Origin of the sequence: Escherichia sp. HH26CH, from assembly GCF_009820205.1 — a bacterium.
GTDB lineage: Bacteria > Pseudomonadota > Gammaproteobacteria > Enterobacterales > Enterobacteriaceae > Escherichia > Escherichia coli_F.
The window spans coordinates 105,149-121,467 of sequence record NZ_VNXM01000025.1; the positions used below are offsets into that span (position 1 = coordinate 105,149).

The 16,319-nt window shown below is 50.4% G+C and carries 13 protein-coding genes and 2 tRNA genes; 14 read left to right on the plus strand and 1 reads right to left on the minus strand.

Going from position 1 to position 16,319, the window contains the following annotated elements; translation table 11 throughout:
* Window positions 1-66: 66 nt before the first annotated feature.
* The 7 genes from rlmE (at window position 67) to FQ015_RS09070 (ending at window position 7,741) form a co-directional block, all read left to right on the plus strand.
* On the plus strand, window positions 67-696 hold the full coding sequence (rlmE, locus tag FQ015_RS09040; protein WP_000145975.1) for a 23S rRNA (uridine(2552)-2'-O)-methyltransferase RlmE: 630 nt from the start codon (window positions 67-69) through the stop codon (window positions 694-696).
* A 99-nt stretch (window positions 697-795) separates the two neighbouring features.
* Window positions 796-2,730, plus strand: a complete 1,935-nt coding sequence (gene ftsH / locus FQ015_RS09045; protein ID WP_001107467.1) for an ATP-dependent zinc metalloprotease FtsH — start codon at window positions 796-798, stop codon at window positions 2,728-2,730.
* Between the two features lie 89 nt (window positions 2,731-2,819).
* Entirely contained in the window at window positions 2,820-3,668 is an 849-nt protein-coding gene (folP, locus tag FQ015_RS09050; RefSeq protein WP_000764731.1) for a dihydropteroate synthase, read from the plus strand.
* Window positions 3,661-4,998: a phosphoglucosamine mutase gene (gene glmM / locus FQ015_RS09055; protein WP_000071137.1), complete on the plus strand. Its 1,338-nt coding sequence runs from the start codon at window positions 3,661-3,663 to the stop codon at window positions 4,996-4,998. The genes folP and glmM overlap by 8 nt, the downstream gene beginning before the upstream one ends.
* A 227-nt stretch (window positions 4,999-5,225) precedes the next feature.
* Window positions 5,226-5,558: a preprotein translocase subunit SecG gene (secG, locus tag FQ015_RS09060; protein ID WP_001295556.1), complete on the plus strand. Its 333-nt coding sequence runs from the start codon at window positions 5,226-5,228 to the stop codon at window positions 5,556-5,558.
* 14 nt (window positions 5,559-5,572) lie between these two features.
* Window positions 5,573-5,659, plus strand: a tRNA-Leu gene (locus FQ015_RS09065).
* A gap of 456 nt (window positions 5,660-6,115) precedes the next feature.
* Window positions 6,116-7,741: a phosphoethanolamine transferase gene (locus FQ015_RS09070; RefSeq protein ID WP_077782411.1), complete on the plus strand. Its 1,626-nt coding sequence runs from the start codon at window positions 6,116-6,118 to the stop codon at window positions 7,739-7,741.
* Between the two features lie 7 nt (window positions 7,742-7,748).
* Here FQ015_RS09070 and argG read toward each other — a convergent pair whose 3' ends face one another.
* Window positions 7,749-9,092, minus strand: a complete 1,344-nt coding sequence (gene argG, locus FQ015_RS09075; RefSeq protein WP_000207675.1) for an argininosuccinate synthase — start codon at window positions 9,090-9,092, stop codon at window positions 7,749-7,751.
* Between the two features lie 347 nt (window positions 9,093-9,439).
* Between argG and FQ015_RS09080 the strand changes: the two genes are divergently transcribed.
* From FQ015_RS09080 to rpsO, 7 genes are all read left to right on the plus strand, one after another.
* Window positions 9,440-9,516: transfer RNA gene (locus tag FQ015_RS09080), tRNA-Met, on the plus strand.
* Window positions 9,517-9,722: 206 nt separating this feature from the next.
* Entirely contained in the window at window positions 9,723-10,175 is a 453-nt protein-coding gene (rimP, locus tag FQ015_RS09085) for a ribosome maturation factor RimP (RefSeq protein WP_001300397.1), read from the plus strand.
* A gap of 27 nt (window positions 10,176-10,202) precedes the next feature.
* Window positions 10,203-11,690 carry a transcription termination factor NusA gene (gene nusA / locus FQ015_RS09090; RefSeq protein WP_001031046.1) on the plus strand — a complete coding sequence of 496 codons (1,488 nt, stop codon included), beginning with the start codon at window positions 10,203-10,205 and terminating at the stop codon, window positions 11,688-11,690.
* A 24-nt stretch (window positions 11,691-11,714) separates the two neighbouring features.
* On the plus strand, window positions 11,715-14,387 hold the full coding sequence (infB, locus tag FQ015_RS09095; protein WP_000133052.1) for a translation initiation factor IF-2: 2,673 nt from the start codon (window positions 11,715-11,717) through the stop codon (window positions 14,385-14,387).
* Between the two features lie 161 nt (window positions 14,388-14,548).
* Window positions 14,549-14,950 (plus strand): 30S ribosome-binding factor RbfA, encoded by a 402-nt coding sequence (gene rbfA, locus FQ015_RS09100; protein ID WP_001040205.1) that lies wholly within the window; start codon window positions 14,549-14,551, stop codon window positions 14,948-14,950.
* Entirely contained in the window at window positions 14,950-15,894 is a 945-nt protein-coding gene (gene truB, locus FQ015_RS09105; RefSeq protein WP_000089698.1) for a tRNA pseudouridine(55) synthase TruB, read from the plus strand. Before rbfA ends, truB begins: the two co-directional genes overlap by 1 nt.
* A gap of 148 nt (window positions 15,895-16,042) precedes the next feature.
* Window positions 16,043-16,312: a 30S ribosomal protein S15 gene (gene rpsO / locus FQ015_RS09110; protein WP_000059466.1), complete on the plus strand. Its 270-nt coding sequence runs from the start codon at window positions 16,043-16,045 to the stop codon at window positions 16,310-16,312.
* Window positions 16,313-16,319: the final 7 nt, after the last annotated feature.

The window sequence follows — 16,319 nt, forward strand, 5'->3', positions numbered from 1 at the left end:
TCACCAAATAGGCGCGTAAAAATTTACGCAATTGGTTACGATGAGTTATCCCCATGGGAAAGTTAAATGACAGGTAAGAAGCGTTCTGCCAGCTCCAGCCGCTGGCTTCAGGAACACTTTAGCGATAAATATGTTCAACAGGCACAGAAAAAGGGGTTACGTTCCCGTGCCTGGTTTAAACTTGATGAAATACAGCAAAGTGACAAACTCTTTAAACCGGGAATGACGGTTGTCGACCTTGGTGCTGCTCCGGGTGGTTGGTCACAATATGTGGTCACCCAAATTGGCGGCAAAGGCCGCATCATCGCTTGCGATCTTTTACCTATGGATCCTATCGTTGGTGTGGACTTTCTTCAGGGCGATTTTCGTGATGAACTGGTGATGAAAGCACTGCTGGAGCGCGTTGGCGACAGCAAAGTCCAGGTTGTCATGTCCGATATGGCACCAAACATGAGCGGAACACCGGCGGTGGATATCCCCCGTGCCATGTATCTGGTGGAACTGGCGTTAGAAATGTGTCGTGATGTATTAGCGCCAGGTGGCAGTTTTGTAGTGAAGGTGTTCCAGGGCGAAGGTTTCGATGAGTATCTAAGGGAAATTCGCTCCCTGTTTACGAAGGTCAAAGTTCGTAAGCCGGACTCTTCTCGTGCACGTTCGCGGGAAGTGTATATTGTAGCGACCGGGCGTAAACCCTAACCGGGAGATTTCAGACGAAAGTTTGAAAGATGCTGGATATAGAGTATCCTGACGCTGTTTTTAACACAGTTGTAATAAGAGGTTAATCCCTTGAGTGACATGGCGAAAAACCTAATACTCTGGCTGGTCATTGCCGTTGTGCTGATGTCAGTATTCCAGAGCTTTGGGCCCAGCGAGTCTAATGGCCGTAAGGTGGATTACTCTACCTTCCTACAAGAGGTCAATAACGACCAGGTTCGTGAAGCGCGTATCAACGGACGTGAAATCAACGTTACCAAGAAAGATAGTAACCGTTATACCACTTACATTCCGGTTCAGGATCCGAAATTACTGGATAACCTGTTGACCAAGAACGTCAAGGTTGTCGGTGAACCGCCTGAAGAACCAAGCCTGCTGGCTTCTATCTTCATCTCCTGGTTCCCGATGCTGTTGCTGATTGGTGTCTGGATCTTCTTCATGCGTCAAATGCAGGGCGGCGGTGGCAAAGGTGCCATGTCGTTCGGTAAGAGCAAAGCGCGCATGCTGACGGAAGATCAGATCAAAACGACCTTTGCTGACGTTGCGGGCTGCGACGAAGCAAAAGAAGAAGTTGCTGAACTGGTTGAGTATCTGCGCGAGCCGAGCCGCTTCCAGAAACTCGGCGGTAAGATCCCGAAAGGCGTCCTGATGGTCGGTCCTCCGGGTACCGGTAAAACGCTGCTGGCGAAAGCGATTGCAGGCGAAGCGAAAGTTCCGTTCTTTACTATCTCCGGTTCTGACTTCGTAGAAATGTTCGTCGGTGTGGGTGCATCCCGTGTTCGTGACATGTTCGAACAGGCGAAGAAAGCGGCTCCGTGCATCATCTTTATCGATGAAATCGACGCCGTAGGCCGCCAGCGTGGCGCAGGTCTGGGCGGTGGTCACGATGAACGTGAACAGACTCTGAACCAGATGCTGGTTGAGATGGATGGCTTCGAAGGTAACGAAGGTATCATTGTTATCGCTGCGACTAACCGTCCGGACGTTCTCGACCCGGCGCTGCTGCGTCCTGGCCGTTTCGACCGTCAGGTTGTGGTTGGCTTGCCAGATGTTCGCGGTCGTGAGCAGATTCTGAAAGTTCACATGCGTCGCGTACCATTGGCACCCGATATCGACGCGGCAATCATTGCCCGTGGTACTCCTGGTTTCTCCGGTGCTGACCTGGCGAACCTGGTGAACGAAGCGGCACTGTTCGCTGCTCGTGGCAACAAACGTGTTGTGTCGATGGTTGAGTTCGAGAAAGCGAAAGACAAAATCATGATGGGTGCGGAACGTCGCTCCATGGTGATGACGGAAGCGCAAAAAGAATCGACTGCTTACCACGAAGCAGGTCACGCGATTATCGGTCGCCTGGTGCCGGAACACGATCCGGTGCACAAAGTAACGATTATCCCGCGCGGTCGTGCGCTGGGTGTGACCTTCTTCTTGCCTGAGGGCGACGCAATCAGCGCCAGCCGTCAGAAACTGGAAAGCCAGATTTCTACGCTGTACGGCGGTCGTCTGGCAGAAGAGATCATCTACGGGCCGGAACATGTTTCTACCGGGGCGTCCAACGATATTAAAGTTGCGACCAACCTGGCGCGTAACATGGTTACCCAGTGGGGCTTCTCTGAGAAACTCGGTCCGCTGCTGTATGCGGAAGAAGAAGGTGAAGTGTTCCTCGGTCGTAGCGTAGCGAAAGCGAAACATATGTCCGATGAAACGGCACGCATCATCGACCAGGAAGTGAAAGCACTGATCGAGCGTAACTATAATCGTGCGCGTCAGCTTCTGACCGACAACATGGATATTCTGCATGCGATGAAAGATGCTCTCATGAAATATGAGACTATCGACGCACCGCAGATTGATGACCTGATGGCACGTCGCGATGTACGTCCGCCAGCGGGCTGGGAAGAACCAGGCGCTTCTAACAATTCTGGCGACAATGGTAGTCCAAAGGCTCCGCGTCCGGTTGATGAACCGCGTACGCCGAACCCGGGTAACACCATGTCAGAGCAGTTAGGCGACAAGTAAGTTCCCGCATTAGATGACTGTATTTGTACTGAAAACCCCGGGGCGTGCTCCGGGGTTTTTTCTTATCAATTCATACCAGGGATAACATCATGAAACTCTTTGCCCAGGGCACTTCACTGGACCTTAGCCATCCTCACGTAATGGGGATCCTCAACGTTACGCCTGATTCCTTTTCGGATGGCGGCACGCATAACTCGCTGATAGATGCGGTGAAACATGCGAATCTGATGATTAACGCTGGCGCGACGATCATTGACGTTGGTGGCGAGTCCACGCGCCCAGGGGCGGCGGAAGTTAGCGTTGAAGAAGAGTTGCAGCGTGTTATTCCTGTGGTTGAGGCAATTGCTCAACGCTTCGAAGTCTGGATCTCGGTAGATACTTCCAAACCAGAAGTCATCCGTGAGTCAGCAAAAGTTGGTGCTCACATTATTAACGATATTCGCTCCCTTTCCGAACCTGGCGCTCTGGAAGCTGCTGCAGAAACCGGTTTGCCAGTTTGCCTGATGCATATGCAGGGAAATCCAAAAACCATGCAGGAAGCCCCGAAGTATGACGATGTCTTTGCGGAAGTGAATCGCTACTTTATTGAGCAGATAGCTCGTTGTGAGCAGGCGGGTATCGCAAAAGAGAAATTGTTGCTCGACCCCGGATTCGGTTTCGGTAAAAATCTCTCCCATAACTATTCATTACTGGCGCGCCTGGCTGAATTTCACCATTTCAACCTGCCGCTGTTGGTGGGTATGTCACGAAAATCGATGATTGGGCAATTGCTGAACGTGGGGCCGTCCGAGCGCCTGAGCGGTAGTTTGGCCTGTGCGGTCATTGCCGCAATGCAAGGTGCGCACATCATTCGTGTTCATGACGTCAAAGAAACCGTAGAAGCGATGCGGGTGGTGGAAGCCACTCTGTCTGCAAAGGAAAACAAACGCTATGAGTAATCGTAAATATTTCGGTACCGATGGGATTCGTGGTCGTGTAGGGGATGCGCCGATCACCCCTGATTTTGTACTTAAGTTGGGTTGGGCCGCCGGTAAAGTGCTGGCGCGCCACGGCTCCCGTAAGATCATTATTGGTAAAGACACGCGTATTTCTGGCTATATGCTGGAGTCAGCACTGGAAGCGGGTCTGGCGGCTGCGGGCCTTTCCGCACTCTTTACAGGCCCGATGCCTACACCTGCCGTGGCTTATCTGACGCGTACCTTCCGCGCAGAGGCCGGGATTGTAATTTCTGCATCGCATAACCCATTCTACGATAACGGCATTAAATTCTTTTCTATTGACGGTACTAAGCTGCCGGATGCAGTTGAAGAAGCCATCGAAGCGGAAATGGAAAAGGAGATCAGCTGTGTTGATTCGGCAGAACTGGGTAAAGCCAGCCGTATCGTTGATGCTGCGGGTCGCTATATCGAGTTTTGCAAAGCCACGTTCCCGAACGAACTTAGCCTCAGTGAACTGAAGATTGTGGTGGATTGCGCAAATGGCGCGACTTATCACATCGCGCCGAACGTGCTGCGTGAACTGGGGGCGAACGTTATCGCTATCGGTTGTGAGCCGAACGGCGTAAACATCAATGCCGAAGTGGGGGCAACTGATGTTCGTGCGTTACAGGCGCGCGTACTGGCTGAAAAAGCAGATCTTGGTATCGCCTTTGACGGTGACGGCGACCGTGTGATTATGGTTGACCATGAAGGCAATAAAGTCGATGGCGACCAGATTATGTATATCATCGCGCGCGAAGGTCTGCGTCAGGGCCAACTGCGTGGTGGCGCGGTGGGTACATTGATGAGCAACATGGGACTGGAACTCGCCCTGAAACAGCTAGGAATTCCGTTTGCTCGTGCGAAAGTGGGCGATCGCTACGTACTGGAAAAAATGCAGGAGAAAGGCTGGCGTATCGGTGCAGAGAACTCTGGTCATGTGATCCTGCTGGATAAAACCACAACCGGTGACGGCATCGTTGCTGGTTTGCAGGTGCTGGCGGCGATGGCGCGTAACCATATGAGCCTGCACGACCTTTGCAGTGGTATGAAAATGTTCCCGCAGATTCTGGTTAACGTGCGTTACACCGCAGGTAGCGGCGATCCGCTGGAGCATGAATCAGTCAAAGCTGTAACCGCAGAAGTTGAAGCGGCGCTGGGTAGCCGTGGACGTGTGCTGTTGCGTAAATCCGGCACCGAACCGTTAATTCGCGTGATGGTAGAAGGCGAAGACGAAGCGCAGGTGACTGAATTTGCACACCGCATCGCCGATGCAGTAAAAGCCGTTTAACGCGTTAGATAACTGGCTAAAAAGGCGGCGATTGTCGCCTTTTTTCTCAGCGAACACATCGGTTTTGCTGTTTTTTTCCGCAGTTGATACAATGCGATAAAATTGCCCTTGCGAAGGTCATTCGCTTTGGTTAGTATTCACACCCGCTTCAGTGGGAAAGATTAGAAACTCCCGCTTTATTGGTTGAAGCATTGGTACGCGGCAACTCCGCAAGGAACAGGTTGATTATGTACGAAGCTCTTTTAGTAGTTTTCCTTATTGTGGCAATTGGCCTTGTTGGTCTGATCATGCTGCAGCAAGGTAAAGGCGCTGATATGGGAGCCTCCTTCGGAGCAGGCGCTTCCGCTACGCTGTTTGGTTCAAGTGGTTCTGGTAACTTCATGACCCGCATGACGGCGCTGCTGGCAACGTTATTCTTCATCATCAGTCTGGTGCTGGGTAACATCAATAGCAACAAAACCAATAAAGGTAGTGAATGGGAAAACCTGAGTGCACCGGCCAAAACCGAACAAACTCAGCCAGCTGCTCCGGCTAAGCCGACCAGCGATATCCCGAACTAAAAAGTAGTATCCGTGCCGAGGTGGTGGAATTGGTAGACACGCTACCTTGAGGTGGTAGTGCCCAATAGGGCTTACGGGTTCAAGTCCCGTCCTCGGTACCAAATTCCAGAAAAGAGACGCTGAAAAGCGTCTTTTTTCGTTTTGGTCCTGGTCTGAGGAATGGTTGTCAGGTATCTGTATCTCGTCCAGTTGCTTTACTCGTAGCTGGTACTTTGAAACGATGGTGCCGGTACGCCTTAGTTATAAACTTTTCCCTACTGCTGACATAATTGGCACTTTATTGTGTCAACTCCAGTTCCGGTACGAATACGGATATGTTTACTTCTCGATAAACCATCCTGCTCCTGTCAGTATAACTACTGATGGCTACGTTCTGCGTAATGTTTAGAGACGCATTGATAATGTTATTTAATTACTGAGAACAATGGCCGCATCATTTAAAAAGAAAAAACTAACAGTGTTTCGGTCTGATATGGATCAGCGTTGAAGAACATGTCTGATATAAAATTGAACATTGTTGATAATTGTTTATATTGGTTGTGAACTTGGATTTCTGGATGACAGTATTCAACAAATTTGTTAGAAGTTCTAAATCTCATTGGTTGTTGTATCTTTGTGTTATTGTTTTTGGTATTACGAACTTAGTCGCCTCTTCCGGAGCGCATATGGTTCAGCGATTGCTGTTCTTCGTTCTGACCATCCTGGTTGTTAAACGTATATCATCCCTTCCGCTTCGCCTGCTTGTTGCCGCACCATTTGTGTTACTGACAGCGGCAGACATGAGTATTAGCCTCTATTCATGGTGTACCTTTGGTACAACTTTCAATGATGGATTTGCGATTAGTGTGCTGCAGAGTGATCCGGATGAAGTTGTCAAAATGCTGGGGATGTATATCCCTTATCTATGTGCTTTTGCCTTTTTATCCCTTCTTTTTTTGGCAGTAATAATAAAATATGATGTTTCCTTGCCGACGAAAAAAGTGACAGGAATATTATTGCTGATTGTCATTTCGGGCAGTTTATTTTCCGCTAGTCAATTTGCTTATAAAGATGCAAAAAATAAAAAAGCGTTCAGTCCATATATACTAGCGTCGCGATTTGCTACCTATACACCGTTTTTCAATCTCAATTATTTTGCTTTAGCAGCGAAAGAGCATCAAAGATTACTCTCAATTGCAAACACGGTGCCGTATTTTCAATTATCAGTCAGGGATACAGGTATTGATACCTACGTGTTGATTGTGGGGGAGTCTGTACGTGTCGACAATATGTCTTTGTATGGATATACACGCTCTACGACACCGCAAGTCGAAGCACAAAGAAAACAGATCAAACTGTTTAATCAAGCAATAAGCGGCGCACCTTACACTGCGCTGTCGGTTCCCCTTTCTTTAACTGCTGATTCTGTTTTGAGTCATGACATTCATAATTACCCGGACAACATTATTAATATGGCTAATCAAGCAGGATTTCAGACTTTCTGGCTAAGCTCGCAATCCGCTTTTCGGCAGAATGGTACAGCAGTTACCAGTATCGCCATGCGCGCCATGGAAACAGTCTATGTCAGAGGATTTGATGAATTGTTGTTGCCGCATTTATCGCAAGCGTTACAGCAAAAGACGCAGCAAAAGAAACTGATTGTTCTTCATTTAAATGGAAGCCATGAACCGGCTTGTAGCGCCTATCCGCAATCCAGCGCCGTGTTTCAACCACAGGACGATCAGGATGCCTGCTATGACAACTCCATTCATTACACAGATAGTTTGCTAGGTCAGGTTTTTGAATTATTAAAAGATCGCCGAGCCTCGGTCATGTATTTTGCCGACCATGGCCTGGAACGCGACCCGACGAAGAAGAACATTTATTTTCATGGAGGCAGGGAGGCCAGCCAGCAGGCATATCATGTTCCGATGTTTATCTGGTATAGCCCCGTTCTTGGGGATGGCGTGGATCGCACAACGGAAAACGATATCTTTTCCACTGCTTACAATAATTACCTTATTAATGCGTGGATGGGGGTAACAAAGCCGGAACAGCCGCAAACGCTGGAGGAAGTGATTGCACACTATAAAGGAGACTCACGGGTTGTAGATGCAAACCATGATGTTTTCGATTTTGTGATGCTAAGAAAGGAGTTTACTGAGGATAAGCAAGGTAACCCCACCCCTGAAGGGCAGGGTTGATGTCGAATTACTGGCCTTTATTTTCCAGATTCTCCACCTGCGGCACGCCCGAAGCGGCAGAGGAGGAAAGCAGGCCAGTTTTGGCATAACCGAAAAGTTTCTCGCGGGTATCGGTGATATCCAGGTTGCGCATGGTCAGTTGACCGATACGATCATCTGGCGAGAACACCGAGTCGCCTTTTTCCATCGTCAGACGCTCTGGCTTGTAGGTCAGATTGTCAGAGACGGTATTAAGGATGGAGTAATCGTTCCCGCGGCGCAGTTCCAGGGTAACTTCACCAGTGATCTGGCTGGCAACCCAGCGTTGCAGGGAGTCACGCAGCATCAGCGCCTGGGAGTCAAACCAACGTCCCTGGTACAGCAGACGGCCCAACTGACGACCATGTGCATGATACTGCTCAATGGTGTCTTCGTTGTGAATACCAGTAAGCAGACGTTCATACGCAATGTGCAGCAGCGCCATCCCCGGAGCCTCGTAAATACCACGGCTTTTCGCTTCGATGATACGGTTTTCAATCTGGTCGCTCATGCCCAGGCCGTGACGACCGCCGATGCGGTTAGCTTCCAGCATCATTTCTACGTCGTCGCTAAAGGTTTTACCGTTCAGCGCCACTGGATGACCTTGCTCAAAGCGTACTGTGACTTCTTCTGCCGGGATCTTCACGCTCTCATCCCAGAACTTCACGCCCATAATCGGGTTGACGATTTTGACGCTGGAGTTGAGGTATTCCAGATCCTTCGCTTCATGCGTTGCACCAAGCATGTTGGAGTCCGTAGAGTAGGCTTTTTCGACAGACATTTTGTAGTCGAAACCGCAGGCAATCATAAATTCAGACATTTCATGACGACCGCCCAGTTCATCAATAAAGTCAGTATCAAGCCACGGTTTGTAAATCTGCAGTTCAGCATTGGTCAGCAGACCGTAACGATAGAAACGTTCGATATCGTTTCCTTTATAGGTGCTGCCGTCACCCCAGATATTCACGCCATCTTCTTTCATGGCAGCAACCAGCATGGTGCCGGTCACGGCGCGGCCCAGCGGCGTCGTATTGAAATAGGTCAGGCCGCCGGTGGTGTTATGAAATGCGCCACACTGAATAGCGGCAATACCTTCGGCAACCAGTTGTTTGCGGCAGTCGATCAGACGTGCGTTCTCCGCGCCGTATTCCATGGCACGACGAGGGATCGCATCATAATCCTCTTCGTCTGGCTGGCCCAGGTTTGCAGTATATGCATAAGGAACCGCTCCCTTTTGTCGCATCCACAGCAGTGCGGCACTGGTGTCCAGACCGCCGGAAAAAGCGATACCAATACGTTGACCTACCGGGAGATGCTTGAGAATCGTCGTCATAAAATAACACCCTGCTTAATTAACTGATGATGAGCCTGGATTTCCGCTCTCACTGAATTTTTATGCAAAATAAATGAGTTTTCATTTAATCATCTTTTATCGGTGACAGGAAGAGTTTAGTGTGTTTTTTGTAAAATAATGCGCTTAAGGAGGAGCAGTAGAGGGCAAAAGTATTCGACAAACGAAAGTGAACTGGATATTCATTCACGCGATTAGCAATAAATGTTGACAAAATGTGGCGTGGATCACTATAATGCCTGCAGATTTTACGTCCCGTCTCGGTACACCAAATCCCAGCAGTATTTGCATTTTTTACCCAAAACGAGTAGAATTTGCCACGTTTCAGGCGCGGGGTGGAGCAGCCTGGTAGCTCGTCGGGCTCATAACCCGAAGGTCGTCGGTTCAAATCCGGCCCCCGCAACCACTTTCCCTTAGAGTCCTTTTTCAAATATACTGTGAAGACTTTGGCCTTCGTAGTGGGATTTGAAAAAATCCTTCTGGAAAGTGCTCCAGACCGCAGTTGCGGTTATAGGGTTCAGTTATATAAAGCCCCGATTTATCGGGGTTTTTTGTTATCTGACTACAGAATAACTGGGCTTTAGGCCCTTTTTTTATGTCTTGGGGGTGGGCTTGTCCACATTAGAGCAAAAATTAACAGAGATGATTACTGCGCCAGTTGAGGCCCTGGGTTTTGAACTGGTTGGCATCGAGTTTATTCGCGGTCGCACATCCACACTGCGCATCTATATTGATAGTGAAGATGGCATCAATGTTGATGATTGTGCTGATGTGAGCCACCAGGTAAGTGCTGTGCTGGATGTCGAAGATCCCATCACCGTTGCTTATAACCTGGAAGTCTCCTCACCGGGTCTCGATCGCCCACTGTTCACGGCTGAACACTACGCCCGTTTCGTCGGAGAAGAGGTGACTCTGGTTCTCCGTATGGCGGTACAAAACCGTCGTAAATGGCAGGGCGTTATCAAAGCGGTAGACGGTGAAATGATCACAGTTACCGTCGAAGGTAAAGATGAAGTGTTCGCGCTGAGTAATATCCAGAAGGCGAACCTGGTTCCCCACTTTTAATAGTCTGGATGAGGTGAAAAGCCCGCGATGAACAAAGAAATTTTGGCTGTAGTTGAAGCCGTCTCCAATGAAAAGGCGCTGCCTCGCGAGAAAATTTTCGAAGCGTTGGAAAGCGCGCTGGCTACAGCAACCAAGAAAAAATACGAACAAGAGATCGACGTTCGCGTACAAATCGATCGCAAAAGCGGTGATTTTGACACCTTCCGTCGCTGGCTGGTAGTTGATGAAGTCACCCAGCCAACGAAAGAAATCACTCTTGAAGCTGCGCGCTTTGAAGATGAAAGCCTGAATCTGGGCGATTACGTTGAAGATCAGATTGAGTCTGTTACCTTTGACCGTATCACCACCCAGACGGCAAAACAGGTTATTGTGCAGAAAGTGCGTGAAGCCGAACGTGCGATGGTGGTTGATCAGTTCCGTGAACATGAAGGTGAAATCATCACCGGCGTGGTGAAAAAAGTAAACCGCGACAACATCTCTCTGGATCTGGGCAACAACGCTGAAGCCGTGATCCTGCGTGAAGATATGCTGCCGCGTGAAAACTTCCGCCCTGGCGACCGCGTTCGTGGCGTGCTCTATTCTGTTCGCCCGGAAGCGCGTGGCGCACAACTGTTCGTCACCCGTTCCAAGCCGGAAATGCTGATCGAACTGTTCCGCATTGAAGTGCCGGAAATCGGCGAAGAAGTGATTGAAATTAAAGCAGCGGCTCGCGACCCGGGTTCTCGTGCGAAAATCGCGGTGAAAACCAACGATAAACGTATCGATCCGGTAGGTGCTTGCGTAGGTATGCGTGGCGCGCGTGTTCAGGCGGTTTCTACTGAACTGGGCGGCGAACGTATCGATATCGTCCTGTGGGATGATAACCCGGCGCAGTTCGTGATTAACGCAATGGCACCGGCAGACGTTGCTTCTATCGTGGTGGATGAAGATAAACACACCATGGATATCGCCGTTGAAGCCGGTAATCTGGCGCAGGCGATTGGCCGTAACGGTCAGAACGTGCGTCTGGCTTCGCAGCTGAGCGGTTGGGAACTCAACGTGATGACCGTTGACGACCTGCAGGCTAAGCATCAGGCAGAAGCGCACGCAGCGATCGACACCTTCACCAAATATCTCGACATCGACGAAGACTTTGCGACTGTCCTGGTAGAAGAAGGCTTCTCGACGCTGGAAGAACTGGCCTATGTGCCGATGAAAGAGCTGTTGGAAATCGAAGGCCTTGATGAGCCGACCGTTGAAGCACTGCGCGAGCGTGCTAAAAATGCACTGGCCACCATTGCACAGGCCCAGGAAGAAAGCCTCGGTGATAACAAACCGGCTGACGATCTGCTGAACCTTGAAGGGATAGATCGTGATTTGGCATTCAAACTGGCCGCCCGTGGCGTTTGTACGCTGGAAGATCTCGCCGAACAGGGCATTGATGATCTGGCTGATATCGAAGGGTTGACCGACGAAAAAGCCGGAGCACTGATTATGGCTGCCCGTAATATTTGCTGGTTCGGTGACGAAGCGTAATAAACTGTAGCAGGAAGGAACAGCATGACAGATGTAACGATTAAAACGCTGGCCGCAGAGCGACAGACCTCCGTGGAACGCCTGGTACAGCAATTTGCTGATGCAGGTATCCGGAAGTCTGCTGACGACTCTGTGTCCGCACAAGAGAAACAGACTTTAATTGACCACCTGAATCAGAAAAATTCAGGCCCGGACAAATTAACGCTGCAACGTAAAACCCGCAGCACCCTTAACATTCCTGGTACCGGTGGAAAAAGCAAATCGGTACAAATCGAAGTCCGCAAGAAACGCACCTTTGTGAAACGCGATCCGCAAGAGGCTGAACGCCTTGCTGCGGAAGAGCAGGCGCAGCGTGAAGCGGAAGAGCAAGCCCGTCGTGAGGCAGAAGAATCGGCCAAACGCGAGGCGCAACAAAAAGCTGAACGTGAGGCCGCAGAACAAGCTAAGCGTGAAGCCGCTGAACAAGCGAAACGTGAAGCTGCGGAAAAAGACAAAGTGAGCAATCAACAAGACGATATGACTAAAAACGCCCAGGCTGAAAAAGCCCGCCGTGAGCAGGAAGCTGCAGAGCTCAAGCGTAAAGCTGAAGAAGAAGCGCGTCGTAAACTCGAAGAAGAAGCACGTCGCGTTGCTGAAGAAGCACGTCGTATGGCGGAAGAAAACAAATGGACTGATAACGCGGAGCCGACTGAAGATTCCAGCGATTATCACGTTACTACTTCTCAACATGCTCGCCAGGCAGAAGACGAAAGCGATCGTGAAGTCGAAGGCGGCCGTGGCCGTGGTCGTAACGCGAAAGCAGCGCGTCCGAAGAAAGGCAACAAACACTCTGAATCAAAAGCTGATCGTGAAGAAGCACGCGCAGCAGTACGTGGCGGTAAAGGCGGGAAACGTAAAGGTTCTTCGCTGCAGCAAGGCTTCCAGAAGCCAGCTCAGGCCGTTAACCGTGACGTTGTGATTGGCGAAACCATCACCGTTGGCGAACTGGCGAACAAGATGGCGGTTAAAGGTTCTCAGGTCATCAAAGCGATGATGAAACTGGGCGCAATGGCAACCATCAACCAGGTTATCGATCAGGAAACCGCACAGCTGGTTGCTGAAGAGATGGGCCACAAGGTTATCCTGCGTCGTGAAAACGAGCTGGAAGAAGCGGTAATGAGCGACCGTGACACAGGTGCTGCGGCTGAACCGCGCGCGCCGGTTGTGACCATCATGGGTCACGTTGATCACGGTAAAACCTCTTTGCTGGACTACATTCGTTCAACGAAAGTGGCCTCTGGCGAAGCGGGCGGCATTACCCAGCACATTGGTGCATACCACGTTGAAACTGAAAACGGCATGATCACCTTCCTGGACACCCCGGGGCACGCCGCGTTTACTTCAATGCGTGCACGTGGTGCGCAGGCAACGGACATCGTAGTCCTGGTTGTTGCTGCCGACGACGGCGTAATGCCGCAGACCATCGAAGCAATTCAGCACGCGAAAGCGGCAGGCGTGCCGGTTGTGGTTGCAGTGAACAAGATCGACAAACCAGAAGCCGATCCAGATCGCGTTAAGAACGAACTCTCTCAGTACGGCATCCTGCCGGAAGAGTGGGGCGGTGAAAGCCAGTTCGTACACGTGTCTGCGAAAGCAGGTACCGGTATCGATGAACTGCTGGACGCCATCCTGTTGCAGGCAGAAGTTCTGGAACTGAAAGCGGTACGTAAAGGTATGGCGAGCGGTGCGGTTATCGAATCCTTCCTCGATAAAGGTCGTGGTCCGGTTGCTACTGTTCTGGTACGTGAAGGTACTCTGCACAAGGGCGACATCGTTCTGTGTGGTTTCGAATACGGTCGTGTTCGCGCAATGCGTAACGAAATGGGTCAGGAAGTGCTGGAAGCAGGTCCGTCCATTCCAGTTGAAATCCTTGGCTTGTCCGGTGTTCCGGCAGCGGGTGACGAAGTTACCGTAGTGCGTGACGAGAAGAAAGCACGTGAAGTTGCACTGTATCGTCAGGGCAAATTCCGTGAAGTTAAACTGGCACGTCAGCAGAAATCGAAACTCGAGAACATGTTCGCCAACATGACCGAAGGCGAAGTTCACGAAGTGAACATCGTTCTGAAGGCAGACGTTCAGGGTTCCGTGGAAGCGATCTCCGACTCCTTGCTGAAACTGTCTACTGACGAAGTTAAAGTGAAGATCATCGGTTCTGGCGTAGGTGGTATCACCGAAACCGACGCTACCCTGGCTGCGGCGTCCAACGCCATCCTGGTTGGCTTCAACGTACGTGCTGATGCCTCTGCACGTAAAGTGATTGAAGCGGAAAGCCTGGATCTGCGTTACTACTCCGTCATCTATAACCTGATCGACGAAGTGAAAGCGGCGATGAGCGGTATGCTGTCTCCGGAACTGAAACAGCAGATTATCGGTCTGGCGGAAGTTCGTGATGTGTTTAAATCACCGAAATTTGGTGCCATCGCAGGTTGTATGGTTACTGAAGGTGTGGTTAAACGTCACAACCCGATCCGCGTTCTGCGCGACAACGTGGTTATCTACGAAGGCGAGCTGGAGTCCCTGCGCCGCTTCAAAGATGACGTTAACGAAGTCCGTAACGGTATGGAATGTGGTATCGGCGTTAAGAACTACAACGACGTCCGCACTGGCGATGTGATCGAAGTATTCGAAATCATCGAGATCCAACGTACCATCGCTTAAGGTTTTAGGGTTCTATGCGGGATAAGGCGTTTACGCCGCATCCGGCATGGATTGCCTGATGCGACGCTGGCGCGTCTTATCAGGCTACGTGAACAGCCCTTCCACCTGAAATTAATTTTAAAAAGGGGCTAACAGCCCCTTTTTTGTCAGGAGAATTTATTATGGCGAAAGAATTTGGTCGCCCGCAGCGCGTAGCGCAGGAAATGCAAAAAGAGATCGCTCTCATCCTGCAACGCGAAATTAAAGATCCTCGTCTGGGCATGATGACCACCGTTTCCGGTGTCGAAATGTCTCGTGACCTGGCGTATGCAAAAGTATATGTGACGTTCCTTAACGACAAAGATGAAGACGCGGTTAAAGCGGGCATCAAAGCATTACAAGAAGCCTCTGGTTTCATCCGCAGCCTGCTGGGGAAAGCGATGCGCCTGCGTATCGTGCCGGAACTGACCTTCTTCTACGACAACTCGCTGGTTGAAGGGATGCGTATGTCAAACCTGGTGACCAGCGTGGTCAAACATGACGAAGAACGTCGTGTTAATCCGGACGACAGCAAGGAGGACTAATGAGTCGTCCTCGTCGTCGCGGTCGCGACATTAACGGCGTTTTGTTGCTGGATAAACCGCAGGGTATGTCCAGCAACGATGCACTGCAAAAAGTGAAACGGATTTATAACGCTAATCGTGCCGGGCATACCGGTGCGCTGGACCCGCTGGCGACCGGCATGTTGCCGATTTGCCTCGGAGAAGCGACGAAGTTTTCCCAGTATCTGCTGGACTCCGACAAACGCTATCGGGTGATTGCGCGTCTTGGACAGCGTACTGATACTTCTGACGCTGACGGACAAATCGTTGAAGAACGTCCGGTAACCTTTAGTGCAGAGCAACTGGCGGCGGCACTGGATACTTTCCGTGGTGATATCGAACAGATCCCTTCGATGTATTCAGCACTGAAATACCAGGGCAAAAAACTGTACGAATATGCGCGTCAGGGAATTGAAGTCCCTCGTGAAGCACGCCCGATTACCGTTTATGAATTGCTGTTTATTCGCCACGAAGGCAATGAACTGGAGCTGGAAATTCACTGCTCAAAAGGCACCTATATCCGCACTATCATTGACGATCTCGGCGAAAAACTCGGCTGTGGCGCGCATGTTATTTACCTGCGTCGCCTGGCTGTAAGTAAATATCCGGTTGAACGGATGGTGACTCTGGAACATCTGCGTGAACTGGTTGAGCAAGCCGAGCAGCAGGATATTCCGGCAGCGGAGTTACTTGATCCATTACTGATGCCAATGGACAGTCCAGCTTCGGACTATCCGGTGGTGAATCTTCCGTTAACGTCTTCTGTTTACTTCAAAAATGGTAACCCGGTTCGTACATCCGGTGCGCCGCTGGAAGGACTGGTTCGCGTTACAGAAGGTGAGAACGGCAAGTTTATCGGTATGGGCGAAATTGACGATGAAGGCCGCGTTGCGCCTCGTCGCCTGGTGGTTGAATACCCGGCGTAATGTTAACCGTCTTGCGATAACAAGTCGCTACGAGTAGAATACTGCCGCTTAACGTCGCGTAAATTGTTTAACACTTTGCGTAACGTACACTGGGATCGCTGAATTAGAGATCGGCGTCCTTTCATTCTATATACTTTGGAGTTTTAAAATGTCTCTAAGTACTGAAGCAACAGCTAAAATCGTTTCTGAGTTTGGTCGTGACGCAAACGACACCGGTTCTACCGAAGTTCAGGTAGCACTGCTGACTGCACAGATCAACCACCTGCAGGGCCACTTTGCAGAGCACAAAAAAGATCACCACAGCCGTCGTGGTCTGCTGCGCATGGTTTCTCAGCGTCGTAAACTGCTCGACTACCTGAAACGTAAAGACGTAGCACGTTACACCCAGCTCATCGAGCGCCTGGGTCTGCGTCGCTAATTCTTGC

What these genes read in the sequence shown, in the direction of transcription:
- rlmE (WP_000145975.1), top strand. Translation starts at nt 67, where the DNA reads ATGACAGGTAAGAAGCGTTCTGCCAGCTCCAGCCGCTGGCTTCAGGAA.
- ftsH (WP_001107467.1), top strand. Translation starts at nt 796, where the DNA reads ATGGCGAAAAACCTAATACTCTGGCTGGTCATTGCCGTTGTGCTGATG.
- folP (WP_000764731.1), top strand. Translation starts at nt 2,820, where the DNA reads ATGAAACTCTTTGCCCAGGGCACTTCACTGGACCTTAGCCATCCTCAC.
- glmM (WP_000071137.1), top strand. Translation starts at nt 3,661, where the DNA reads ATGAGTAATCGTAAATATTTCGGTACCGATGGGATTCGTGGTCGTGTA.
- secG (WP_001295556.1), top strand. Translation starts at nt 5,226, where the DNA reads ATGTACGAAGCTCTTTTAGTAGTTTTCCTTATTGTGGCAATTGGCCTT.
- FQ015_RS09070 (WP_077782411.1), top strand. Translation starts at nt 6,116, where the DNA reads ATGACAGTATTCAACAAATTTGTTAGAAGTTCTAAATCTCATTGGTTG.
- argG (WP_000207675.1), bottom strand. Translation starts at nt 9,092, where the DNA reads ATGACGACGATTCTCAAGCATCTCCCGGTAGGTCAACGTATTGGTATC.
- nusA (WP_001031046.1), top strand. Translation starts at nt 10,203, where the DNA reads ATGAACAAAGAAATTTTGGCTGTAGTTGAAGCCGTCTCCAATGAAAAG.
- infB (WP_000133052.1), top strand. Translation starts at nt 11,715, where the DNA reads ATGACAGATGTAACGATTAAAACGCTGGCCGCAGAGCGACAGACCTCC.
- rbfA (WP_001040205.1), top strand. Translation starts at nt 14,549, where the DNA reads ATGGCGAAAGAATTTGGTCGCCCGCAGCGCGTAGCGCAGGAAATGCAA.
- truB (WP_000089698.1), top strand. Translation starts at nt 14,950, where the DNA reads ATGAGTCGTCCTCGTCGTCGCGGTCGCGACATTAACGGCGTTTTGTTG.
- rpsO (WP_000059466.1), top strand. Translation starts at nt 16,043, where the DNA reads ATGTCTCTAAGTACTGAAGCAACAGCTAAAATCGTTTCTGAGTTTGGT.